This is a genomic window from Mesorhizobium sp. KACC 23794, assembly GCF_052180275.1.
Classification (GTDB): domain Bacteria; phylum Pseudomonadota; class Alphaproteobacteria; order Rhizobiales; family Rhizobiaceae; genus Kumtagia.
On record NZ_CP197465.1, the window covers coordinates 308,111 to 329,616 of the forward strand.

General features: G+C 61.4%; 32 protein-coding genes. 10 read left to right on the forward strand and 22 right to left on the reverse strand.

The genetic code is table 11. The features are described from left to right. The first annotated feature begins 69 nt into the window (after positions 1-69). Together ACSBOB_RS01625 and ACSBOB_RS01630 are read left to right on the forward strand one after the other, a co-directional pair. The gene (locus tag ACSBOB_RS01625; RefSeq protein ID WP_442580728.1) at positions 70-264 is read left to right on the forward strand and encodes a hypothetical protein; all 195 of its coding nucleotides are present in this window, start codon (positions 70-72) and stop codon (positions 262-264) included. Continuing rightward, a complete protein-coding gene (locus ACSBOB_RS01630; protein ID WP_442580729.1) occupies positions 261-554 on the forward strand; it encodes a hypothetical protein in 294 nt (97 codons plus the stop codon). The genes ACSBOB_RS01625 and ACSBOB_RS01630 overlap by 4 nt, the downstream gene beginning before the upstream one ends. Here the strand turns inward: ACSBOB_RS01630 and ACSBOB_RS01635 are convergent. Continuing rightward, positions 523-924: a DUF2513 domain-containing protein gene (locus tag ACSBOB_RS01635; RefSeq protein WP_442580730.1), complete on the reverse strand. Its 402-nt coding sequence runs from the start codon at positions 922-924 to the stop codon at positions 523-525. The two genes, ACSBOB_RS01630 and ACSBOB_RS01635, sit on opposite strands and share 32 nt — an antisense overlap. A 247-nt stretch (positions 925-1,171) precedes the next feature. On the opposite strand from ACSBOB_RS01635, the gene ACSBOB_RS01640 reads away from it, so the two are divergent. Next, the gene (locus ACSBOB_RS01640) at positions 1,172-1,615 is read left to right on the forward strand and encodes a MucR family transcriptional regulator (protein WP_442580731.1); all 444 of its coding nucleotides are present in this window, start codon (positions 1,172-1,174) and stop codon (positions 1,613-1,615) included. Between the two features lie 3 nt (positions 1,616-1,618). Here the strand turns inward: ACSBOB_RS01640 and ACSBOB_RS01645 are convergent, their stop codons facing one another. Both ACSBOB_RS01645 and ACSBOB_RS01650 read right to left on the reverse strand, forming a co-directional pair. Further along, complete coding sequence (locus ACSBOB_RS01645; RefSeq protein WP_442580732.1) at positions 1,619-1,969, reverse strand: hypothetical protein; 351 nt, start codon at positions 1,967-1,969, stop codon at positions 1,619-1,621. Then, positions 1,969-2,178, reverse strand: coding sequence for a hypothetical protein (locus ACSBOB_RS01650; protein ID WP_442580733.1), 210 nt, complete (start codon positions 2,176-2,178; stop codon positions 1,969-1,971). The genes ACSBOB_RS01645 and ACSBOB_RS01650 overlap by 1 nt, the downstream gene beginning before the upstream one ends. A gap of 98 nt (positions 2,179-2,276) precedes the next feature. Between ACSBOB_RS01650 and ACSBOB_RS01655 the strand changes: the two genes are divergently transcribed. Both ACSBOB_RS01655 and ACSBOB_RS01660 read left to right on the forward strand, forming a co-directional pair. Continuing rightward, positions 2,277-2,540 (forward strand): hypothetical protein, encoded by a 264-nt coding sequence (locus tag ACSBOB_RS01655; protein WP_442580734.1) that lies wholly within the window; start codon positions 2,277-2,279, stop codon positions 2,538-2,540. Positions 2,541-3,143: 603 nt separating this feature from the next. Further along, positions 3,144-3,488: a DUF2934 domain-containing protein gene (locus ACSBOB_RS01660; protein WP_442580735.1), complete on the forward strand. Its 345-nt coding sequence runs from the start codon at positions 3,144-3,146 to the stop codon at positions 3,486-3,488. 195 nt (positions 3,489-3,683) lie between these two features. On the opposite strand, the gene nusG is transcribed toward ACSBOB_RS01660, so the two are convergent. Continuing rightward, the gene (gene nusG / locus ACSBOB_RS01665; RefSeq protein ID WP_442580736.1) at positions 3,684-4,295 is read right to left on the reverse strand and encodes a transcription termination/antitermination protein NusG; all 612 of its coding nucleotides are present in this window, start codon (positions 4,293-4,295) and stop codon (positions 3,684-3,686) included. Between the two features lie 147 nt (positions 4,296-4,442). Here nusG and ACSBOB_RS01670 point away from each other — a divergent pair, with 147 nt between their 5' ends. Then, complete coding sequence (locus tag ACSBOB_RS01670) at positions 4,443-4,919, forward strand: YidB family protein (protein ID WP_442580737.1); 477 nt, start codon at positions 4,443-4,445, stop codon at positions 4,917-4,919. Between the two features lie 43 nt (positions 4,920-4,962). Here ACSBOB_RS01670 and ACSBOB_RS01675 read toward each other — a convergent pair whose 3' ends face one another. From ACSBOB_RS01675 to ACSBOB_RS01725, 11 genes are all read right to left on the reverse strand, one after another. Next, positions 4,963-5,385 carry a hypothetical protein gene (locus ACSBOB_RS01675; protein WP_442580738.1) on the reverse strand — a complete coding sequence of 141 codons (423 nt, stop codon included), beginning with the start codon at positions 5,383-5,385 and terminating at the stop codon, positions 4,963-4,965. Beyond that, the gene (locus ACSBOB_RS01680) at positions 5,382-6,479 is read right to left on the reverse strand and encodes a hypothetical protein (RefSeq protein ID WP_442580739.1); all 1,098 of its coding nucleotides are present in this window, start codon (positions 6,477-6,479) and stop codon (positions 5,382-5,384) included. The genes ACSBOB_RS01675 and ACSBOB_RS01680 overlap by 4 nt, the downstream gene beginning before the upstream one ends. Beyond that, entirely contained in the window at positions 6,476-6,934 is a 459-nt protein-coding gene (locus ACSBOB_RS01685) for a hypothetical protein (RefSeq protein WP_442580740.1), read from the reverse strand. Before ACSBOB_RS01685 ends, ACSBOB_RS01680 begins: the two co-directional genes overlap by 4 nt. Beyond that, a complete protein-coding gene (locus ACSBOB_RS01690; RefSeq protein WP_442580741.1) occupies positions 6,931-7,143 on the reverse strand; it encodes a hypothetical protein in 213 nt (70 codons plus the stop codon). Before ACSBOB_RS01690 ends, ACSBOB_RS01685 begins: the two co-directional genes overlap by 4 nt. Then, complete coding sequence (locus ACSBOB_RS01695; protein WP_442580742.1) at positions 7,133-8,590, reverse strand: DnaB-like helicase C-terminal domain-containing protein; 1,458 nt, start codon at positions 8,588-8,590, stop codon at positions 7,133-7,135. The genes ACSBOB_RS01690 and ACSBOB_RS01695 overlap by 11 nt, the downstream gene beginning before the upstream one ends. A gap of 204 nt (positions 8,591-8,794) precedes the next feature. Beyond that, positions 8,795-9,703: a hypothetical protein gene (locus ACSBOB_RS01700; protein WP_442580743.1), complete on the reverse strand. Its 909-nt coding sequence runs from the start codon at positions 9,701-9,703 to the stop codon at positions 8,795-8,797. 220 nt (positions 9,704-9,923) lie between these two features. Beyond that, complete coding sequence (locus ACSBOB_RS01705; RefSeq protein WP_442580744.1) at positions 9,924-10,118, reverse strand: hypothetical protein; 195 nt, start codon at positions 10,116-10,118, stop codon at positions 9,924-9,926. Positions 10,119-10,144: 26 nt separating this feature from the next. Further along, a complete protein-coding gene (locus ACSBOB_RS01710) occupies positions 10,145-10,393 on the reverse strand; it encodes a hypothetical protein (protein WP_442580745.1) in 249 nt (82 codons plus the stop codon). Then, positions 10,390-10,575 carry a hypothetical protein gene (locus ACSBOB_RS01715; RefSeq protein WP_442580746.1) on the reverse strand — a complete coding sequence of 62 codons (186 nt, stop codon included), beginning with the start codon at positions 10,573-10,575 and terminating at the stop codon, positions 10,390-10,392. Before ACSBOB_RS01715 ends, ACSBOB_RS01710 begins: the two co-directional genes overlap by 4 nt. A 56-nt stretch (positions 10,576-10,631) precedes the next feature. After that, a complete protein-coding gene (locus ACSBOB_RS01720) occupies positions 10,632-10,889 on the reverse strand; it encodes a hypothetical protein (RefSeq protein WP_442580747.1) in 258 nt (85 codons plus the stop codon). A 13-nt stretch (positions 10,890-10,902) separates the two neighbouring features. Continuing rightward, positions 10,903-11,079, reverse strand: coding sequence for an Arc family DNA-binding protein (locus tag ACSBOB_RS01725; protein WP_442580748.1), 177 nt, complete (start codon positions 11,077-11,079; stop codon positions 10,903-10,905). 137 nt (positions 11,080-11,216) lie between these two features. Between ACSBOB_RS01725 and ACSBOB_RS01730 the strand changes: the two genes are divergently transcribed. Next, positions 11,217-11,891 (forward strand): Arc family DNA-binding protein, encoded by a 675-nt coding sequence (locus ACSBOB_RS01730; RefSeq protein ID WP_442580749.1) that lies wholly within the window; start codon positions 11,217-11,219, stop codon positions 11,889-11,891. Here the strand turns inward: ACSBOB_RS01730 and ACSBOB_RS01735 are convergent. Continuing rightward, on the reverse strand, positions 11,888-13,165 hold the full coding sequence (locus ACSBOB_RS01735) for a tyrosine-type recombinase/integrase (protein WP_442580750.1): 1,278 nt from the start codon (positions 13,163-13,165) through the stop codon (positions 11,888-11,890). The genes ACSBOB_RS01730 and ACSBOB_RS01735 overlap by 4 nt on opposite strands. Before the next feature lie 219 nt (positions 13,166-13,384). Here ACSBOB_RS01735 and ACSBOB_RS01740 point away from each other — a divergent pair, with 219 nt between their 5' ends. Further along, complete coding sequence (locus tag ACSBOB_RS01740) at positions 13,385-14,650, forward strand: YifB family Mg chelatase-like AAA ATPase (RefSeq protein ID WP_442580751.1); 1,266 nt, start codon at positions 13,385-13,387, stop codon at positions 14,648-14,650. Positions 14,651-14,728: 78 nt separating this feature from the next. Here the strand turns inward: ACSBOB_RS01740 and ACSBOB_RS01745 are convergent, their stop codons facing one another. After that, positions 14,729-15,370 carry a ThuA domain-containing protein gene (locus ACSBOB_RS01745; RefSeq protein ID WP_442583939.1) on the reverse strand — a complete coding sequence of 214 codons (642 nt, stop codon included), beginning with the start codon at positions 15,368-15,370 and terminating at the stop codon, positions 14,729-14,731. A 187-nt stretch (positions 15,371-15,557) separates the two neighbouring features. Here ACSBOB_RS01745 and ACSBOB_RS01750 point away from each other — a divergent pair, with 187 nt between their 5' ends. Next, positions 15,558-16,058 carry a VOC family protein gene (locus ACSBOB_RS01750; protein WP_442580752.1) on the forward strand — a complete coding sequence of 167 codons (501 nt, stop codon included), beginning with the start codon at positions 15,558-15,560 and terminating at the stop codon, positions 16,056-16,058. Positions 16,059-16,076: 18 nt separating this feature from the next. On the opposite strand, the gene ACSBOB_RS01755 is transcribed toward ACSBOB_RS01750, so the two are convergent. Beyond that, positions 16,077-16,874 (reverse strand): IclR family transcriptional regulator, encoded by a 798-nt coding sequence (locus ACSBOB_RS01755; RefSeq protein WP_442580753.1) that lies wholly within the window; start codon positions 16,872-16,874, stop codon positions 16,077-16,079. Positions 16,875-16,996: 122 nt separating this feature from the next. Between ACSBOB_RS01755 and ACSBOB_RS01760 the strand changes: the two genes are divergently transcribed. After that, on the forward strand, positions 16,997-17,512 hold the full coding sequence (locus ACSBOB_RS01760) for a RidA family protein (RefSeq protein ID WP_442580754.1): 516 nt from the start codon (positions 16,997-16,999) through the stop codon (positions 17,510-17,512). Positions 17,513-17,514: 2 nt separating this feature from the next. Here the strand turns inward: ACSBOB_RS01760 and ACSBOB_RS01765 are convergent, their stop codons facing one another. From ACSBOB_RS01765 to ACSBOB_RS01780, 4 genes are read right to left on the reverse strand one after another with little or no spacing between them, the layout of a single operon-like run. Then, positions 17,515-18,318 (reverse strand): ABC transporter permease, encoded by an 804-nt coding sequence (locus ACSBOB_RS01765; RefSeq protein ID WP_442580755.1) that lies wholly within the window; start codon positions 18,316-18,318, stop codon positions 17,515-17,517. A gap of 2 nt (positions 18,319-18,320) precedes the next feature. Next, a complete protein-coding gene (locus tag ACSBOB_RS01770) occupies positions 18,321-19,232 on the reverse strand; it encodes an ABC transporter permease (protein WP_442580756.1) in 912 nt (303 codons plus the stop codon). Positions 19,233-19,240: 8 nt separating this feature from the next. Beyond that, complete coding sequence (locus ACSBOB_RS01775; RefSeq protein ID WP_442580757.1) at positions 19,241-20,320, reverse strand: ABC transporter ATP-binding protein; 1,080 nt, start codon at positions 20,318-20,320, stop codon at positions 19,241-19,243. A 13-nt stretch (positions 20,321-20,333) separates the two neighbouring features. After that, the gene (locus ACSBOB_RS01780) at positions 20,334-21,377 is read right to left on the reverse strand and encodes an ABC transporter substrate-binding protein (RefSeq protein ID WP_442580758.1); all 1,044 of its coding nucleotides are present in this window, start codon (positions 21,375-21,377) and stop codon (positions 20,334-20,336) included. Positions 21,378-21,506: the final 129 nt, after the last annotated feature.

Consider the following 21,506-nt stretch of genomic DNA (forward strand, 5'->3'; position numbering starts at 1 on the left):
CATGGGAAGCTATGATGGTCGCCGCAAACAGGATGAAGTAGAATGCGGTCACCACGAATGAGCACTCCGATGGACACCCTACGTCTAACCCTCGACGGACCTTCTCCGATCATCACCCAAGCAGCTCAGGCTTGGTTCGATGGTCGGCCCTTCGACTACGACGGGCAGCGATGGACCCTCACGCTTCTCAACGTTCACATGAAGGACGGGGGCGTGACAGGTGCCGAGATCGGCGGCGAATTGATCAAGGGGACGTTGCAATGATCGAAGGGCTTGGACGCCTATACGCTGATGGCGGTGTCGACTTGGGTCGCGTTGAGTATTCCATTTCCGTTGACGACAAGGGCGCTCTACTGGAGGCTACCGGTATCTTCCGTGCCGAGCCCGACGTCATCGGTCACGCTTTCAACAGTGACCGGTTGCAGCTTGTCCGGGAGGACACCGGCCGCGCCATGCGCATCGTAGTCACCAACGTCACCGTGATCGGTCAGGCCGAGTTCCGCGTCTCCGGATCGCCCGGTCCTATGAGGGCGGGAGCCCGAGAAACTCTGTGACCTTGATTTTGGCGTAGGCCTCAGCAATACCGAACAAAGAACTGATGGTCGCAATGCCTGCCTTCTTGGCTCCATCCTTCACGATACGCCAATGTTTCGGGTCGCGAACTGTCCCAAGGAATTCGTGCCCACGGCTAGTCAGGCGCTGAACATTGTAGACGACATGGAAACGCTCGGCGTCTTCTGTGTCCGGAATGTCTTCGATGATCGCCTTAAGCAGGCCAGCCTCCTCAGCCAGGATGACGTGATAGGCGACAGCGTCGGCAGCCCATCCGTGGAGTTGAATATCTTCGAGCGACGAGATTGGACGCTTTGCGTGCTCCTCGACGTACAGAAACAGCGCTCGTAGTAGATCGGGCTCCAGCTTCATATCGTGCTCCTCAACCCCTGAACGGCGAGGACTATGGAGCACATTTGATCGCGGAGTCTCGACCCGAACGCGCATTTGTTCACCTGTACGAGGATGCCTTAGTTGCGAGCGACCGACAACTTGATATCAGCCCTGCCCTCAGCGAGACCCTCGTTCTCTGTTTGAGGGGAACTGGTCAGTTCCATTCCTGGCTTGCGCTATGACGTTGTTCCAAATAGTCGTTAGTTTTCAACGGGAGCTACCGCAGATGATAGACGATGATTCGCTGCTGCAACTCACCGCCGATATTGTCTCGGCTTACGTGAGCAATAATCCGACCCCACCGGCAAGCCTTCCGGGCCTGATTGCAGACATCAACTCAGCGATCCGCAATCTAGGTGGGCCGGCTCCTGTGCCTGAGCCGGTGCAATTGGTTCCCGCTGTCTCCATCAAGAAATCGATCACGCCCGACTATCTCATTTCGCTAGAAGACGGCCGCAAGTTGAAATCCTTGAAGCGTCATCTCTTGGCGCAATACGGACTGACGCCCGAGGCATACCGAAAAAAGTGGAACCTTCCCGCTGAGTATCCCATGGTCGCGCCGAACTATGCAGCCCGCCGCTCCGAACTTGCGAAGACAAGCGGGCTTGGCCGAAATGTCGCTCCGCCGGCCCCAGCCCCGAAGAAGCGTGGACGGGCTGCCAAGGGGTAACGCTCACCGATTCCAGGGATGCTGCGGATCGAGGGGCCGGCCATTGATGTCCGACCCTATGACGTAGCCGCGCGCTTCCTCCCGCTGGATCAGCGTGTCATGGTCGCGCTTGCAGACCGTCTCAACGTTCTCCAGGTCGAAGAACAGCTTCGGATCGCCGCGATGCTTCACCTTGTGGTGCGCAACGGCGGCCTGCGGATGATGCCGGTTGCCTTCGATCACGATGCAGTCGCAGCGCTTGCAGGTGTAGAGATCGCGAAGGAAGGCTTGCTTGCGTATCCCATGTGGGCCGCACCAGCGAGGATCAGCGTACAGCGCCCGATACTGGGCGGCTTCTGGGCTACGGCGGGCCATCAGGCTTCGTAGGGGATCAGCCCCCAATGCGAGATGGACACATAGCGCTTGCCGTCGAGTTCCGGCAGCATGACGTCCATGACGACCATTGCGATGATGCCGCATAGGCCGCCACGATGATAGGCCATCGCCTTTCGCCGTTCGGTCGGCTTGATGCCGCGATAGTACGCACGGCGCGCGCGCCACCGACACCAGTAGTCTTCATCCATGGTCGCGGTCTCGATTGGTTGCGGGGGCAGGATTCGAACCTGCGGCCTCCAGCTTATGAGGCTGGCGTGCTACCGGGCTGCACTACCCCGACTTGAAGGTGACCGACGATCCGGCGTATCAGCGCGCCATGAAACGCATCGCTACGAACATCGACGCAATCCGAGACCTGGTAGCCGGCATCAAGCCCAAAATGCATCCGGGCGACTATTCAACCGATCTGGTGAATATCGTCTACTACGCTCTCGCTGAGGCCGAGCGTCTTGGGCCCATCCTAGGCGACAATCGCACACTCATCCACATGGTGCGCGAGATCGAATGCCTCGCGACAACGCACGTCCCCAAGGGCAAGCATCTCAACTGAGGCGTTAGCCGTTTCTACGCCGCGCGCTTTCGCTTCTGCGCTGTGCGGGCCGCGCCAACCGGGGTCTTTGTAGAGGGCGCGGTAGGCTCCGGCTTCTGGACTTCGACGAGCCATGAACCAGCTTCCCGCGTTTTTGCAGCGGCCAGCTTCCGGCCGCTAACCCGGCTGAGATAAATCAAGCCACCAAAAGGTAGGTCGCTATAGATTTGGTCATCTGGCTCAGTTGGAACGGGAGGTGGAATTGCCGATATGGCTAGACCGTCTACTCGGTCGGGATCTATCACGGAGGGGCCGCCTTGCGTGTCCGGAATTGCTGTGTCCCGAATCCCGCAGGCTCCTTCCTCTAAAGCACTCAGCTCACCGGCTCAAAGCTCGAGCTCGACTGAGATGCGACGAGTGCGACAGTTGCAATCGCGTCGGAGCTTGGCGGGTGCAAGGGCACGTGGTCGAGAGAATGCTCGAAGTGAACGCCGCTCTTCGCAGACTCGACCGCGTAAAAAGCTAACGCATCTTTCCGACGGCATCTCAACTGAGGCTAGCTCATACTCCTAGGAACTTCGCTCAGGGATCCGAGTTCATCCACCGAGGATAGGAGGATGTTCCATGGCCAATCGTTCCATACCTGCCGCTCCCGGCACCACCGATCAGTTACCACGATGGGAAGGACCAGAGGAAAATCGGCCGAGAGGTTATCTACCTGCGGTGGATGATCCAAATACCGCAAGAGACGCTGCCGGCGAGAGCCTTGCCGATCCTGACAAGCGTGATCTTTCTGACGCTTTCAAAACGGCTGGTGCTTCGTCAGAGGAAAGCCGCGAACGACGCATACAGAAGCGAGCCTATGAACTGTGGGAGCGCGACGGCCGCCAAGACGCCACTGACGAAAAACACTGGCATGATGCTGTGCGTGAGATCGAGGAAGAGGATTCGGCGCGTCCGCTCGCTTGATCGTCAGGCACGCGGACCCATTGCGCCCGATCGATATCGCCGGGCTGGGTCCGCTCCGCTGGCAGCGCCCGAAGGCCCCCAAACAAAGACAAGCAGTTCGTCCGAGGCGGAAGATAGGTGATTTGCACGTTTCGCGCAAGCGTCTGGCGAATCGCTCACAATTTTCACCACATCGCTATCAATGATGCATGAAAATCACGCCACCGGCTTGCCGACCGCTTCCAACTGGTCCTGCATGAATTCGGCCGGCACCAGGCGCTTAAATACCTCGATCAGGGCCTTGACCTTGCCGTCATGCGTTAGCAACTTGACCTCCGCCAGGAACGACGCGAACGGCCCTTCGACGACGCGGAAGGATGCGCCAACCGGGAACCGGGCTTGCAGCTTGTCGCGCTCGCCTTCGCCGCGGAATTTCTTGCCGGCCACCGTGTCGTCATACGCGCTTTCGAACTCCATCCGCATGATAATCTCGATCACGGCCTGCGGGATGATCAGAGGCCCCTTAGAGCCCTTCAGCCGGCCCTGGACGCCGTTGATGCCGTCGACCTCCGACCAGTCGTCTACCGGCTTGCCGGTGCGCGGATGAGCCACGAAGATATAGCCGGGCAACAACGGCTCCGACCGTTCTGCCATGACGCGCATACGACGGTTGTACTTGTCGATGCGCCGTCGGGGCAGATAGGCGTCGTAGCCCAAATGGCTAAGCTCACCGAAGACGGGATCTGCCATGCCGCCGCGGATGCGCAGGACGAACCAGCGTAGGCTCAGAGCCGTGATCGACACGCAGCCAGGGATGGTGATCTTCATTCCGATCTCCAGATTATTTGATGGGGAGGTTTCGGGCAAAATTTCGCCCTACGAAGGCTTGGGCGGCGCGCAGAGAGCGCCTTACCGATCTGGGGAACAAATCCCCACACGGCGGACTTCTGTCTCCAGGAACAACAGGAGATCGCGATGCAAAATTTACTGGGTAAGGTCCTGCTCGGCGCCCTCGGTGTAATCTTGTACAAGAACCGTGACCGCCTCGCGGATGCGTGGAACCCCCAATCGGCCGACCCGAACGCTCCCGCACCGCCCACAGGCAATCCTCTCGAAAAGGTTCTTGGAGGGGGCGGACTGACGGAAATCCTCGATAAGTTCCGCGGGGCCGGCAAGGGCGATGCGGTCGACTCCTGGGTCGGCAAAGGCCCGAACAAGCCTCTCGATCCGGAGCATGTCAAAGCGGCGATTGATGAAGATACCATCGCGGCTCTGCATGAGCAGACGGGTCTATCCCGGGAGGAAATCCTTGAGCGTCTGGCCGTGAACTTGCCGGAGGCAGTCGATGAACTCACTCCGGACGGACAGTTGCCGGGTGGAACGACCGAGAGGGCCGGTGACACATTGCTTGACCCTGTACCGCCAATTTCGCCCAAGAGTCCTTGGCGGTAGACGGTTATTCTGCGGTCGAGCAGCGTTCGGCCAAGAACGTAGTTCATATCTGCTCGACCTCCAGTCCCCATTCCGTGAGGAGCCGAACCTGCTCGGCAAAACTTGTGCCCTTGGCTACGGCGCGCGCCCTGATCTGGTCGAACTTCTCGACATCGAAGGACACGACGATGCGTTTCATTGCGTCGTCGCCGCGCGTCCAGCCTTGCCGGGTTGCGGTTGCTCCCGGCGCATCACGACCTCCGTTCATCCGATTCTGGAGCGTTTCCAGCCATGAAGCGGTGTCGCGTGCTATCCGCCACTCGACCTCCCAAGTTCCTGTCATCCGGCGTAGATCGTCGTCGGTCATCGAACCGTGATCGCCTGCCGACACCAGAAAATTGTAGCGGTCGACAATCTCGCTAATCTCGTGGGCGCAATCACAAGCCCGCTGCTGCCAATGTGCAATCAGATCGGCCAGAGGCGTCATGCTGGCCTCCGTTCATCCAGCGCCGACCGACCGGGCGAAGGATCGCCCATGACGGCCGCCGTGACGTTGCGCTGTGCAGGAGCCGGCGAGAACGGGACAATAGTGCGGTGCGCGGGTTTGGGGGTAGCGGTCGGAATACCGGCCACGGTCAAAACACCGGGGTTTTGTTCACCCCCGTGAACCGGAGTAGATTTCACCCCGGTTTCAGGACTTGGGTTTTCCTGCAACCCAAGTTGGCGACCGCCGCGCCGCTTCCGGCACTTCCGGAACCATGCGCTGCCGAGCGCCTTCCAGAACGGCACCCGATGCGTCTTCGCCGACAGCCGCGCCTCATCCTCGATCACGGCTTCAATGCCGTCGTCGATCGCGTCGACAAGATCGTCAGGGGCAATCTGGTCGGAGAATTCCTTGTCGTAGAGCAGCATGTCGACCGCCTTGATGTGGTGCGCGGCAATCGGCGCCAGGCCGGTCATGCGCAGCAGCGCCAACACCTCGACCGCGCCGTCTTCGCCACGCCGGCCGATAAGCTGGCCTATGGCCGTGATCGCAATCGTCTGGCGTTCCTTGAACCGACCGCTACCAGGCGTGCCCCGCAGCAGCTCGACGCCGGCACGCTGACAAGCCCGCTCTATGGCGACGGCATCGTCTTTGCCGGCCGCGACCGCCGCGACATGCAACTGCAGCGGCGTGACGTTGAGCCGATCCCGGTTGATGCCGATGAAAGCATCCGCCTGTGCCTCGACCGTCATGGGCGCCTCGACAATCGCCACCGGGATCACGTCGATGTCCGGATGCGACGCGCAGCCGATAGCGGTGTGCTGCCCGTCCAGAACGAACAGGATCGTCTCCCCGGCGAAGTTCGTGCCGTAGGCGCATGTTGGCAGCTTGAACTTGGACCAGTCGAACGCCTCGACGATGTTCCGGATTTGCCGAAGGCCGCGCTCACCGATCGACCGCTGATAGGCCGGATCGACGTAGAGCGAGCGCGGGTTGATGTATTCGACGATCGGGACGCCCGTCGTCGGCTTGTGCGGCTTCAGGCCGGAGATTGACACCGGCTCGATGCGGCGGATTGGGTTGGCTGGAGCGGTCATCCGAACGGCACCTCAATCGGCGATTGGTTCACCGCCGCGCTGCGACCGCGCGCATGGACGACCTCTTCAAGCACACGCGCATACGTCGCGGCTTGCAGACCACCCCGCTCGATCCAGTTGCCGAGAATTTCTGCAGAGCGATCCCATTGAGCCGCCGGCAACGCCATCAGCTTATCGACTAGCCGGTCGCGCGCTTCACCTTCCTCTGAAACGAACGACAGGATCGCATCTTCGAAAGCCGTCGACGGATTACGCTCCCGTTCGCTGATCTCGTCGTCGATCATTTCGGCTAGAAACTTCTGCCCAGCCGACATGTCGCCCTGAGGAAATTCTAACCGAATGTAGCCGCGAAGCTGCGCCAGCGTTTCGGCCGATCGCTCTGCAAGATACCCCTCCGCCGTCTTTTCCAGCTTGTAGGCTTCGCTGCAGAAGTCGACGATGTCCTGTTCCATCATGCTGATCTCCTTTCGGACGCGCGCCGATAATCGGCCGCTGCCTGTTTCAGGACGGCGTGTTCGCGCCGCCGTATCTCAATTTCCCAATCCGGACGCTTCGCCTTGCCGGCCTCAAAATCGGCCAGCCAGGTCGCTTTCGACCACAGCAGCTTGTCAAGTTCTTCGGCCATTTCCGCATGTGTGAAGCGGTCGCCGCCGTCAGACAGCATCTTCGAACCTCCCGGTCTGGAGGTTGAAATTGATGTGCAACTTGCAGGGATGGCCGAGTTCTTCGAACCGAGCTTTCTTGTGGTAGATCACCGCATCGGTGCAGCGCTGGCCCTGATCGAACATCTTCGGCCGATGGACCACAAAGCCTTGGTCAACGCGATTATCCCAATGCTTGGAACCGGCGATATCGTCGAGTTCCGGCGCGCTGCCCTTGCGCGGCCCGTCCATTTTCGATGGATGCGCCAGCACCTGGAAATGGACGCCCATGTCCTGCGCAAATTTGTAGATCGCGGTCAGGCAGCGCCCGATGTATTCGGTTTCCGTCTCACGATGGTCGCGGCTGCTTTCCAGTCGGTTCCAGGGGTCAAGCTGTATGACCTTCGCGCCGTGACGAACGACGGCGACTTCAGCCATGTCCAGCAACCAGTCGAGTGTCGGCTTCTGGTCCGGATGGACCAGGAAACGGTAGTGATCGTTGATCCATGCGTCGGCGCGGAATTTTTCCTCTGGCGACATGTCGACTTCGCGCCGGCCACTGTGCAGGGTTCGCAAGATACGACGATAGTGAGGCTTCGCCCGTGTCTCGAATGTCGCCACCGCGACGACCAGTCCGTACATGTAGGCGATGTCCGCCCATACCTGCGCCATCAATGCGGTCTTGCCGTGACCCGGATGACCGGTGACGACGCTCATGGTCGATGGAGCGAGCAGGATCTTCCCATTCCAGCCCGGAAGCTTTGGAACCGTCCAAGGGCGGATCGGCGGCATCTCCGGCAGTTCCGACAACGCGAAGAGCCCGTCGATCGGCCACGGCAGCGCTGCGAACTGGACACGATCCAGCAACTCGTCAGCGCCGTCGGTTCGCAGCATGTCGTTGGCGTCTTTGCAGCCATCCGGCCAGTCGATGAACCAGAACTTCGCCGGCCCGAAGAGCTTCGCCATGTCCTGCCGGAGCAGATGACCGGTATCGTCAGCGTCGCCGCACCAGATGAAGCGCTTGTGCTTGCCGAGGCCGCGCTTGAACGCATCCTCGACGAAGCCATACCCGGTCAGCGGTTTTTCGCCGTCTTCATCCTTGTCATCACTTTCCCGGTGACGATCGCGACCGCCGTTCGGCACCGACATCACGTAGTCGACCGAAACGCCGGCCTGGACGAGCGCCGCCATGTCCCATTCGCCTTCGACGACGTAAACATCGCCCGGAGGCGCGGCGAGAACGCGGTCGAGGTTCAGGAAGCAGAGTTTCCCGCCCTTCTGACCGATGAAATCCTTCTCCGGATAGGCGCACGCCTTCCAGTTCACGATCTTGCCGTCGAGCATGTACGGGAAAAAGACCGCGGGGCTTTTGCGCTCCAGCCTACGCGGAAAGTATGCCGTTCCGGAGGCGGCGCCGAGCAGCGCCAAAGTCTCCGCGTCGATCTTCCGAACCTTTTCCGCGAACGCCATGGCGTCCGCCGTCAGCTTGCCCGGCGCGAACCCCGCCGGAGTGTCCGCAGTGGTGGCAGAAGAACGTGGCCCCGTCGCGTTCGACCCGGACGGCGAGGCATCGGTCCCGCTTTTTCTTCCGCCGGGGGGAGCATGCTGGACAGGTTGTCCGGTGCTCGCCGTGTCGATCCGGGACGTTGATTCCGAGTTCTCGTAGCTCACGCATCACATCCCGACTTGCTGTTTCTGGTCGTCATAGAGCCCGCCGCAGAATCGCCATCGACCATCCTCCGGTTCGACCGGGTAACCTTGGGTGCGAGCATCGATGACCCACGTCGGCACGCCGTTGCGCGTTGGCGGCGCTGCGTCTCGCTCCAGATTGGAGATGATCTTGCCGAGGTAGGAGCGGGGGACTTTGGCCCGTGCCGCGTCTTCGAGCGCGCCGATCGCCGAGGCGAAGTCCCCGGCGTAGAGCTTCGCCAACTTGCCCATCACCGTCCGGCCGACGCCCTTGCTTTCCATGTCGCCGGACAGTGCCCAGAACCGATCTTCCGCCGATCCAGCCTCGCCCGGTGGTGCTGTTTTGGGTTTCGCCGGTTGGGGTTCAGGCTCAGGATTTTTCGAACGGCGACGGGAAGATGGTTGAGCGTTAGCGAAACCATCTTGTTCTTGTTTACTACTTCCTTCCTCCTTCCTCTGCGCGGCGATTTCCGTACCAGTGGGGAACCGGTTCGGAACCGGTTTCGAACTATCATCGGTTGATGCATCATCATTCCCGGATTGCGAGCCTGTGACGCCGACGTAGGAGAGAACCGGTTCCGTAACGGGGTACTGATAAGAGGGCTTTTTTGGCCTCTGCCACCGCATGAAATTGCGGATAGCCCCGTACTGCTTCCCCCCTGCCTCGAACTTGATGACGATGTTGTTCCCCACCAGTTCCGAAAGCAGGTCGCCTATGTCGACGTTGTCGGCCGGCATGAGTTGCATCTTCATCGTCAACGGCTTCCATTCGAAAATGCCGCGGTCATCCGCAATGTTGCGGACGGCGAGGGCGAGCAGTCGGGCGGGATACGAGAGGGCGACGAAATCCTCGTCGGACCATTGCCCCGGATGGGTTGAGCGGATGCGAGCCATTCAGGCCGATCCTCCAATCCATGAAATCGTTGCTGTCGGGGTCGGCATAGTCGCCAACGGCCTGTTGTCGCCGAGGTAGAGGTTCTGGAACCGAACCCAGGCTTGCGCAGTGTCGTGACAATCGGCGAAGGACATGGTCGCGTCCGACTTCGTCTTCGCTACCTTCCAACCTTCCCAGGCGTCTAGCGCCGCTTGGACCTCCACGTCGCGTGTCATCCCATCACCGCCTCTCCTCAGCCGTCGAGCGGACGGGCTTAGACAGGCGCGCCTCGGCCCAGGCGTCCAGGCCGGTCACGGGGTAGAGCGGGATGCGCCCGGCGTACTGCATGGGCGGTCCGCCGCCGATCGAGGCGAGCTTGTCCAGCGTGGCCACGGCGATCGGGATGCCGTAGGCGCCGGCCAAGTAGGCCGGCACCTCCTTTCGGCGGAGACGAGGAGGGCTCATGCCGTGCCCTCTGGCGCTTCGCCCGTCACGCGCTCGTGCCTCTCCAGGGCATCTTGTACCGGCTCTAGCAATTCGGCCGCCAGCTTTTGCCCTTGACAGATGGCGTCGGCGATACGCTCAACCACGCCGCCGTTCTGCATCTCCCACGCGGCGCTTTCGCATAGGATCATGATGGCGGATGCCTGCCGGCTACAATCGGCAAGCTGTGCGGCGGTCATATCCGTGTGTGGAACAAGGCGGGTCATTGCTGCACTGCCTCCCGCTCGGCCTTCAGGTTGGCCTCGGCGAGGATGTACATGTCCATGCCGGTGTCGGCGTAGTGTTCGAGGACGTGCATCACGTCTTGCACGTGCGTCTGTTGGAGGTCGTCGCGCTCGCCTTGCATGCCCTCGATGGCGAGTGCGCAAATCCGCATGACGGAAGTCATGTGAGCGACAACCATGCAAGGGTTGGTTGTCGCGCAAGTGCTTTTAGGAGCGGCGGTCATGCGTGACCGCCTTTCTCGGCGGCGCGGCAGGCGTCGAGCATGTCGCGGGATTCGATCAGCTTGTCGATTGCGATAGTCGCCACCGCGACGATTGCCTCGGCCTGCCGCCTTTCGAGTTCGCTGGCAGCCATTCTGACACATTCGATCATGAACCGCGCCTGAGCCATCATATCGACAGCGTCGATAATGCTCGGCTTTTCGTCCTGAATTTCTGGAATTGCGGCGGTGGAAGTGCTAAATGATTCCAAGTTCATTGCTTCTCTCCTGTCATGAGGTTGCGGTGTTCGGGCGCGGCGAGATGGCAGTCTCGACCGCGCCTTTTGCGTCCTGGGCATCGAGAGCGAAGTCCAGGTAGTGGACGATCTCGGAATTCATTGATCGCCGGTTCTCCGCCGCGTTTTGGCGGATGCGTTCACGCATGCCGTCAGGCAGGCGGATGTTCACGCCGTCCCGCATGCTCCGCGTTTGAGCCATCAACACCTCCTTAACGAATATGGCCTAAGGCCAATATGGCATAAGGCCAATATTGCCGCAAGGAGATTTATGGCCTAATGCCATATCCGGGGAAAAGGGAGTTTCAAATGGCTCAGGACTCTGAGAGCCGATCGCTCGACAAAGTGATTGTCCGTCTGCCAGATGGAATGCGCGACAGTCTAAAAGCCGAAGCGGAGGCCAACAACCGCTCAATGAACGCCGAAATCGTAGCACGCTTAGAGAACTTCCCTCAGATCGAAAGCCTGAGGAAAACTCTTGGCGGCTTCATGAGAGACAATGCACAGCTAAGGGACGAGAAAGAGCAACTTGAATGGAAGTTAGATAAACTGGAGGAAGTGCAGAAACGCTTCTTTGATGAAGACGGAAGTCAGAAGCCGGTTTTGACGGTTCCCCAGCCGTTGCTTGACCGCATTCGACTAGAGGCGGAGCAAAATCATAGAACATTGGACGCTGAGGCGCTGGCCGCCTTGGAATTCGCGTTCCCGCCAAAGTCTATTGACGTTAACGTTCTGTCGGCCTTTTTGGGAAGCCTTGTCGGCGTTAGTGCTCCCGATGGCGACAAGGGGTATCTTGATCACATCAATGACGCTCTAGCTGACGCGAAAGAGCCGTGGACCGTTCGGGCAGGCTGGGACGGTGAGGTAAGGTTCTACCCTTACGCCTCACGCTCTGGGCAGAGTGCGGAAAAGGTGCCAGGAGATCACGTAACGGATGAAAGCGAGGCGAAGGGCAACGATCCAAAACCTCTGCCGAATACCTAAGCACGCCTGGGCATCTCCAGCACGTCCGCCGTCCTGCCTGTCATCTGTCTCTCCACCTCCGCAGCAATCTTGTTCGCTGCTGCGACGAGCACGCTGTCGAGCCGGTGAACATATTTGCTGGTAACGGTGCCGCCAGCGTGCCCGAGCATCGCGCCGATAGTGCTCTCGGCGAAACCCATGTCACCAGCAACCGAAGCGTAGGAATGCCGCATGGTGTGCGGCGTGACGCCCTCGATGCCAGCCCGCTTCATCAGCCGGACCCAAGCACCGGAGAGGCCGCGATAAGGCCCCTGTCCGCCACGAAGCCCCGGCAGGACGTAGGTCGCGCCCTTGACGTGGATCTGTGAAAGAGCCTCAAACGCTGCCCGTCCGATAGGCCGAACCGATGGCCCGCTCTTGCTATCCTCCAGCCGGAAGCAGCCGCCGGCCTCGTCCACCTCGCTCCATTTCAGCGCCTCGATCTCGCCGAGCCGGCAGCCTGTCAGAGCGAGCAGCCATGCCCCGGTGATCGCCTGCGGGGTTTCGTACTGACTTTCCTCGCTCACCAGCGTCTTGCCGAGCCGCCGGTATTCCTCCCCAGTCATGCGTCGGTCGCGGACGTTGTCGGCCGGCAGCTTGACGCCGCGCGCCGGGTTGTCGGTGATGATGCCCTCGTCCACGGCGTAGGTGAGGATGCCACCCAGAAGGCCGCCGGTGCGCGCTGCCGTGCCGACGCCGCCGGCCACATGGACGCGGTTCCCGTTCTTGCCGGATCGATCCTTGAATGCCGTCTTGCCCGCCGACACGTCGCGGATGAATTTCGTGATGTCGGCACGGGTGAGGTCGATCACGAGCTTCGAGCCAAGCAGCGGCTTGATGTGGCGGGATATCCGGCCCCGGTCGATTTCGATGGTTGACGCTTTCTTCGGCTTGTTTCGGCGCCGGCCAAGGATCAAGCCTTTCTCTGCCGCCTTCATGTATTGGTCGCAGAGTTCAGCCACGGTCAGCGCCTTGCGCCGTGTCTTGCGTTCCAACAGCGGGTCATCCTTCTGGAGCACGATTGTGCCCAATGTCTCGATGGCCAGCTTTCGCGCCTGTTCCGTGGTGATGACGCCGTGCTTACCGATGGTCATCCGACGCCGCGCGCCGTCGCCCGTCCGATAGTCGACGAAGTAGGTCCGGCCCCCGGTCGGCTGGACGTAGACGCCGAAGCCCTTCAGTTCCGAACACCATACGGTGTACTGCTTGGCGCGCGGGTCGGCACCGTCTACAACGACTTTGGTGAGTTTTGGCATAGGGAGAAGCCTCGCACAAGTGATCCACTCACTGTAAGCTCACCGTCAGATTGGAAACAAGGGGGAAATCGCGAGTGGACTGGAAAACACCCGAACGCCGCGAAAGCCTTGCGTCACCTGGGTTAGGAAAGCCCGCGCCATACCTAGCCCGTAGCAGAAAACAGGTGGTCGTTACCGAAAGAGGGCAGCCACTACGACCTGCCGATCGCGCTCGGCCTGATGGCCGCGCTGGGCGCGGTTCCGGGCGACGCGCTTGCGGGATACGTTGTGCTGGGCGAGCTGTCGCTCGACGGAACCATCGCATCGGTCGCCGGCACGCTGCCGGCGGCGATTGGCGCCAATGCCGATGGCAAGGGCCTGATCTGCCCATCGGCTTGCGGTTCCGAAGCTGCTTGGGCGGGTGCGGAAATCGAGATTCTCGCGCCGCGCAGCCTTGTCGCCATTGCCAACCATTTTCGCGGGACGCAGGTGCTGGCGCGGCCCGAGGCAAAAGTCCATGTGCCTGCGGACAATCTGCCGGACCTTGCCGACATCAAGGGCCAGGAGACAGCAAGGCGGGCGCTGGAAGTCGCGGCCGCCGGCGGACACAACCTTCTGATGATCGGCCCGCCCGGCTCGGGAAAATCGATGCTGGCACAGCGGCTGCCGTCGATCCTGCCGCCGCTCTCGCCGAAAGAGCTTCTCGAAGTGTCCATGGTGGCTTCGATCGCCGGCGAGCTTGCTGGCGGGCGGCTGACCGACCGCCGGCCGTTCCGCGCGCCGCACCACTCCGCCTCGATGGCCGCGATGGTCGGCGGCGGCCTGCGCGTCCGGCCAGGGGAAGTATCGCAGGCGCATCATGGCGTGCTTTTCCTTGACGAGTTCCCGGAATTCTCGCCGGTCGTGCTCGATTCGCTGCGGCAGCCGATCGAGGCCGGCGAATGCGTGATCGCGCGCGCCAACACGCGCGTCACCTATCCGGCCCGGATGCAACTGATCGCCGCGATGAACCCGTGCCGTTGCGGCATGGCCGGCGAGCCGGGTTTTCGATGTGCGCGGGGCGACCGCTGCCGGACCGACTATCAGGCGCGGATCTCGGGCCCGCTGCTCGACCGTATCGACCTGAGGATCGAGGTGCCGGCTGTCAGCGCCGCCGACCTGATCAGGCCGGCAAAATCCGAGGCGAGCGCCGATGTTGCAAGGCGCGTCGCCGCTGCGCGAACCATCCAGCGCCAGCGCTTCGAGGCGATCGGGGCGTCGATCATGACGAATGCCCACTGCCCGACGGCCCTGGTCGAAGAGATCGCCAGGCCGGATGCAGGCGGCGAATCTCTGTTGCGCGACGCCAGCGAAAAACTGGGGTTTTCGGCCCGTGCCTATCACCGCGTCTTGAAGGTGGCGCGCACGCTGGCCGATCTCGATCAAAGCGAAAGCGTTCGCCGCATTCATCTCGCCGAGGCGATATCCTATCGAATTTCCGGGGAGAGGCTGGCACAAGCTGCCTAACACTACAGCGGCCTTTGCGACTTAATGGATTTTCCGTGCGGGAACCGTGTCGTTTTACGGCTGGAATGCCTCTCACTGTCATCGGCTCGCCCAGAGCAAGCCACGACGCAGGATCGTGCGCATTGCCGGATGATCGAACTCTTCCGGCACGTGACCGAGCGCAGAAACGAACACCTTGCCGGCGCCGAATTTCTTTTTCCACACGACCGGCATCTCGACGCCGGCGATCCAGGGATAAGGCTCGCCGGAAAACGTCGTCGTCGCCAGAACCTCGTTGGCTGGATCGACCTGCATGTAATACTGCTCGGATTCGTAATCGAACGCCGCGAGCCCGGCCATCACCGGGTCGTCCGGGCGCGTGATGTCGACGCGGTAGCGACGCACGCCGCCAGGCTCGGCCACATATGATCCTCCGACGATGAAGCGATAGCGATCATTGTCGCGAAAGCCGTCCGCCATACCACCATGGAAACCACCGAGCCCGACGCCGGACGATATCGCCGCCCACAGGCGCTTCGAGGTTTCGGTGCTCATCAGGCCTACCGTCCAGTTGGGCACGATCAGATCGTAGCCGCCAAGGTCTTCCGTGTCATACGCGTCGAGGCTCGTGCTGTGCGTGACCAGAAAGCCGTCTTCCTCGAGCATTGCGCGCAGGCGCTCGCCGGCCTCGAAAGAACGATGAGGCGCATAGCCGCCGGAGATAATGAGACAACGCTTCACGAGAATCCTCCGTGATGGGGTTTCATGGCGCCACTGGTCACAGGACGACATGCTCAGCCGCCCCGACATGGCAGCCTCCCTTACCTTATTGTTGTCATAAAAACAATTATTGTTGATTCTTGTGAGATGAGTATGTAGCGTATCCGTGGCGACGTGAATGCCGGAGCCCGACAAGATGGGAGGAACGATGAACGACCGAAAGCAGACGGCGAAGCTGAACCATGTCAGCATCCCGGCCACCGACCTCGAAGAGTCGGAAGCATTCTATCGCGAGGTGCTGGGATGCACGCGCGTTCAAGCCCCGAATTTCGGCTTTCCTGTCTGCTGGATGCGGCTCGGCGACCTGCAACTCCATCTGCAGCAGGTCGGCCCCAGTGCCGACGTCCTGACCTACCAGCATTTCGCGGTTTCGGTGTCGGACTTCGTGAGCGCCTACCGCGTCCTGCATGCCCGCGGCGCGTTCGAGGAAGGCACGCGTTATGCGGATCTGTGGATCCTGCCGTCCGGCGAATTGCAGATGTTTGCACGCGATCCGTCTGGCAATCTCTTCGAGATCGATCATCCCAACATGGCGGAACTGGACATGTCAGCCTTCGAAACGCCGCCTCGCCGCCTGGAAGCCGAGGTCACGCAGACCGCGGAAGATCGCCGGGCGACGCTGTTTCTTCAGCGCTCCAAAGCGGCCTAGCGGCGCATTTTTTGCCTTCTAGAAAACGTTCTGCGCCGTGATCTCGTTGCCGATGGCCTGTATGGAGCGGATCAGATGCTCGAAACGGCCCGGTTCGGCGCTCGCCAATGCGGTGACGCAGGTTATGCCTATCGACGCAACCGGGATCTTCTCGCTGTTGAAGACGGGGCGAGCGATGCAGGTCAAGCCTTCATGGGTCTCGTTGGCGTCGATCGCGTAGCCACGATCGCGCGTCACCGCCAGTTCAATGCGCAGCGCGTCCGCGTTCATGATGGTGCTGTTGGTGAAGCGGACGAATTCGAGGCCGTCGATCAGCGCCTCGCGACGCTCCTGGGGCAGAAAGGCAAGCACGGCCTTTCCGACGGCAGAACTGTAGAGCGGTTCGAGCACGCCGATGCAATGGCGGATCGAGATGATGGAATCCGACAGGGCGAAGTCGGCCAGCAGCACACGGTCGTTGACGAAGAGACCGAGATGGGTCGTCTGCTGCGTGATGCTGGCAAGGCGCTGCAACTGGTCGTGAAAGGAATCGATCAGCCGCGTCTTTTCCCGCAGCCTCGAGGCCCAATAATAGACGCGGCCGCCGACATCGTATTCCTTGGTGGTCGTGTCCTTCCGCAGGAAGCCGCGGTGTTCCAGCGTCTGCAGGAACCGGAAGGCCGAGGCACGGTCCATGTCGAACCGCCGCACGATGTCCGCCAGCTTGAGCGGCGTCGGCGACTCGATGAACTCGTCGAGGATGCGCAGCCCCTTTTCGAGGCTCTGGATGTGGCCCGCCGGGCTTTCGATTTCGCGAGCAGTATTCGGACCGTCCACAATGCTCTCCGAAAGTTTGATCATTAAACAACGGAATAGGCGCTCGGCATGGCCCTGTCAAACCCGGTGCCGATCCGGAAGTCTTCAATACGGCGCCGTATGACGATGCAGAGGAAGCACATATGCCGATGGCCGACGATCTGCCCGATGCTTCGCCCACGCCCGACGGCGGGCGCATCGACAGGCGTCTCGCGCGCGCCGGTATCGTCCTTCCACCGGCGCCGAAACCCGCCGGGAATTATCGCGCCACGCGCATCCTCGACGGCTGGCTGTACACCTCCGGCCAACTGAGCTGGCGGGACGGGCAAATCGTCCATCCAGGAATCCTGGGCAGGGACATCGCGGTCGCGCAGGCGCGCGAAGCGGCGGCCCTCGCCACCTTCAACCTTCTGGCACAGTTGCGAGACGTCTGCAGCGGCGACCTAGACCGTATCGAAGGGTGCGCACGCGTGACCTGCTTCGTCGCCTGCACCTACGACTTCCATGCCCATCCGGAGGTGCTGGATCCCGTATCCGACATCATCTGCGCCGCCTTCGGCGAGGAGATCGGCGCCCATGCCCGACTGGCCTATGGCGCGCCGGCCCTGCCCTTCAATTCGCCCATAGAACTGGAAGCGGTGTTCAGGCTCCGGCGCTGAGCTTATGGTTTCGCCGCGTCACTGCCTCTGCGCAGGACGACCAGCACCGCGACCGTGGCGACCAGAAGCATGACGGTCGAAACGACGGCGATGGTGGGATCGATCTTGTCCCGCAGCGCGGTGAACATGACCTTGGGCAAGGTAGCGTTGCTTCCGCCGGAAACGAACATCGCCACAACCACTTCATCGAGCGACGTCACGAAAGCCAGCAGGCTGGAGGCGACGATGGGACCGGTGACCTGCGGTAGAACGACCTTGAACCAGGTCTGCGTCCAGGTTGCGCCGAGGCTACGCGCAGCCCGCTCATGCGAGAAATCGAACTGTCCGAAAGCAGCACTCATCACCACGAAGACGACGGGAATGGCGAGCGCGACATGGCCGAGCACGAGACCGGTCATCGTGCCGACCAGGCCAAAGCGCGCCAGGACGAAGAACAGCCCGATGGCGATGAGAATCGCCGGGATGATCGCGGGCAGGACGATGACGGCGCCGACGACGAGGCGAAGCCTGCCGCCCAGTTGCATCGTGCCATAGGCCGCCAGCACGCCGATCGGAACGGAAATGACCGTTGTCAGGACGCCCGCCACCAGCGAAGCGCGGGCCGCCTGCGTCCACGTCACGGAATCGAGAAAATATTCGTACCAGCGAAACGACAGCGACGACCGTGGAAACCTGAGCACGTCGGCGGCCGAAAACGACATCGGAATGACGATGAAAGAGGGCGCCGCGAGGAATATGACGAGCAACATGGCGAGCAGCCATTTCAGCCTGTCGACCATCGGGCTCGTCTCGAAGCCGTCGAGCATGTTCAGCCTTTCTGCCGGGACAGCGTCATGCGCTGCAGGACAAAGCTTAGGGCAAAGAGTGCGGCGGTGAAGATCAGCAGCAACACGCCGAGCGCGCTTGCCGCCCCCCAGTTCGAATAGTTCGAAAGGCTGCGCGCGATCCGCATGGAGATGACGTGGACGTTGCCGCCGCCAAGAATCGCCGGAGTGACGTAGAAGCCCAGGCTCATGACAAACACCAGGATCGCCCCGGCGGCGATGCCGGGAGCCGCGAGCGGCAGGAACACCTTGCGATAGGTGTAGCTGCGCGTCGCGCCCATGCTTGCGGCCGCGCGGATCAGCCCTCGATCGATGTTGCGCATGGCGCCAAGCACGGGAAGGATGAAGATCGGCAACATGATGTGGGTCATGCCGAGCACCGTCGAAAACCAGTTGAAGGCGAGGTTCAAGGGCTCGTCGGTGATGCCGAGCCCAATCAACGCCGAGTTGATCAGTCCGTTGCGCTGCAGGAGGACGAGCCACGCATAGGCACGCACGAGCAGCGAGGTCCAGAATGGCAGCAGCACGGCTGCGAGGAAGAACACGGCGATCTTCGGAGGCAGGCCGTTGATGAAGGTCGTGAAGGGCACGCCGATCAGCACGCAGGCAACCACTGTCGCCAGGCTGATCTGGAAGGTGGTCATGAATATGCGCGGATAGCTGGCACCCGACGCGATGCGCTCATAGTTCTCCAGGCTGAGACTGCCATCCGCCCCGAAGGCAGAGAGATAGAACAGCCAGGCGCAGGGGATCAGCACGCACAGGGCTACGATCCCCAGGCAGGGCAGCGTGAAGGCGAACGACACGAGCCGCTCGATCCTCGCGTCCCACGCCAGAGTCCGCCGGTTATCGGCGTGACGGGAAAATCCGGCAACGGATTGGGCAATTTCGGCCATGCGCCAACCTACAGGAAATGAATGCGGTCGCGATGGACGTGCAGATCGATCTTCTGGCCGACATTCAGAGCGGCAACCTCGCCGCTGAACTGCCTCTGTGCCCGAACATCGATCGTCTGGCCACTGGCCAGATCCACCTGCAACAGCCAGCTGTCGCCCTGGAAGACAATGCCGCGCAGCGAGCCGCCAATGGTGACCCAGTCACCTGACCCGCCGTTCCTGGTCAGCGCGAAATCCTCGCTGCGTATCACAGCCATGGTGGCTTTCGCGCCGGTATCGGCGACAGTCCCAGCCAGGTGCAGTTCGGCCACCGGAAGGATCGCCGCCTCGCCGATGAATCGCGCAACGAACTCGGTGCGCGGACGGCGGTAGAGCTGCTGTGGGCTGTCGAGCTGGACCACCCGCCCCTTGTCCATCACCGCGATACGGTCCGCGATGGTGAGGGCCTCGCGCTGATCGTGGGTGACGTAGAGCGTGGTGATCTGCAGCTTGTCGTGCAGTTCCCGTATCTCGATCTGCATCTGCTCGCGCAGCGTCTTGTCCAGAGCCGAAAGCGGCTCGTCCATGAGCAGAACCTTCGGCTCGAAGACGATCGCGCGCGCCAGCGCCACGCGCTGGCGCTGGCCGCCGGACAGCGCGCCGATCTGCCGGGCGCCGTAGCCGGCAAGCTTGACGACGTCCAGCGCCTGATTGGCACGCCGCTGCGCCTCGTCCTGCGCCACGCCGCGCACGCGCAGCGGAAACGACACGTTTGCCAGGACATCCATGTGCGGGAAGAGGGCGTAGTTCTGGAACACGACGCCAAAACCGCGCTTGTTGGCGGGCAGCCGCACGATGTCCTCGCCGCCGAACAGGATGCGCCCGCGATCAGGACGAATGAAGCCCGCAACAGCCATAAGCAACGTGCTCTTGCCCGAGCCGGACGGCCCGAGGATCGCGACAAACTCCCCAGGCTCCACCGCAAGACTGACATCGTCGAGCGCGCGAAAGTCGCCATAGACCTTCGAGAGGGCCTCGATCTCGACCGAAGCGGCGGAGCGGTGGCGCGCCGGCCGGGATAAATCCTGGGTGGAAGCCTGTACGAGCATGATGCGGCTCAGCCTACTCGGTCATCATGTCTTCGAACAGTTGCTGGGCCTTGTCATTGTTCTTCGCCCACCAGTCGATATCCTGCACGATCATGGAGCTCGCGTTTGCCGGGCTGGTGGGGAGCACGGCTTCGGTCTCGGCGCTGATCGTGCCGGTCTTGTAAGCCGCCTGGTTGACCGGGCCGTAGCTGACAAACTTGGTCAGCCCCGCCTGCGACTGTGCCGATGACATCAGGTCTATCATCTTCATTGCCTCGGCCTTGTGCTTCGACCCCTTGGTCACGGCAAAGCAGTCATAGGCGAGAAGGGCCTGATTGTAGGTGTAATCGACAGGCCCGCCATTGGTCTTCGCCGTCTGGAAGCGGCCGTTCCAGCCGGTCGTCATGTCGACCTCGCCATCGCTCATCAACTGGCCGTGCTGGGCGCCCGAATTCCACCAGACCGTGATGCTCGGCTTAAGCTCCGCGATCTTGTCGATCGCACGTTGCAAGCCGCCGTCCTCGGACAGGACCTTGTAGAGATCGGCCGCCGGTACACCATCGGCGAGCAGCGCCATCTCGATCTGCGCCTCCGCATCGGCGCGCATGGCGCGGCGACCGGGAAACTTCTCGACATTCCAGAAATCCGCCCAGTTGGACGGCGTTACGCCAGCATAGGTCTTGGTGTTCCACGCCATGACTGCGGCATAGCCGTAGATGCCGATGCAATAAGGCGTTGCGGTACCTGGAAGGAAATCCGATGCGTTGATGACCGAATAATCCAGCGGTTCGAGCATGCCTTCGGCGCCGGCGATAGCCGCCTGGTAGCCGCTCATGATGATGATGTCCGTATTGACCGCATTGGCCCCGACCTCAAGCCGCAACGCATCCAGCGAATTGTCGGACGTCTCAACCTTGATCTCATAGCCCAGCTCATTGGCCGCCGGTCCCCATAGCACGGCAGCGCCGCCTTCCTGCACGGCGCCGCCGGGCGTATTCAAGGTCAGCGTTGCCTGCTGCGCCATCGCCGGCGCCCCCGTGACCGCCGCAATGCCCAATGCCAGAATCACCGTACGCATATTCGTTCCCCTTTTTCGCTAGAGTTCGAGACTTTTGTTGTTTAATAGACAATCATTGTTTCATGACTTACGTTAATGCAGCCGTTCGGCCGCCTGTCAAGCGCGTTTTCACGCATTTTCGATGATATT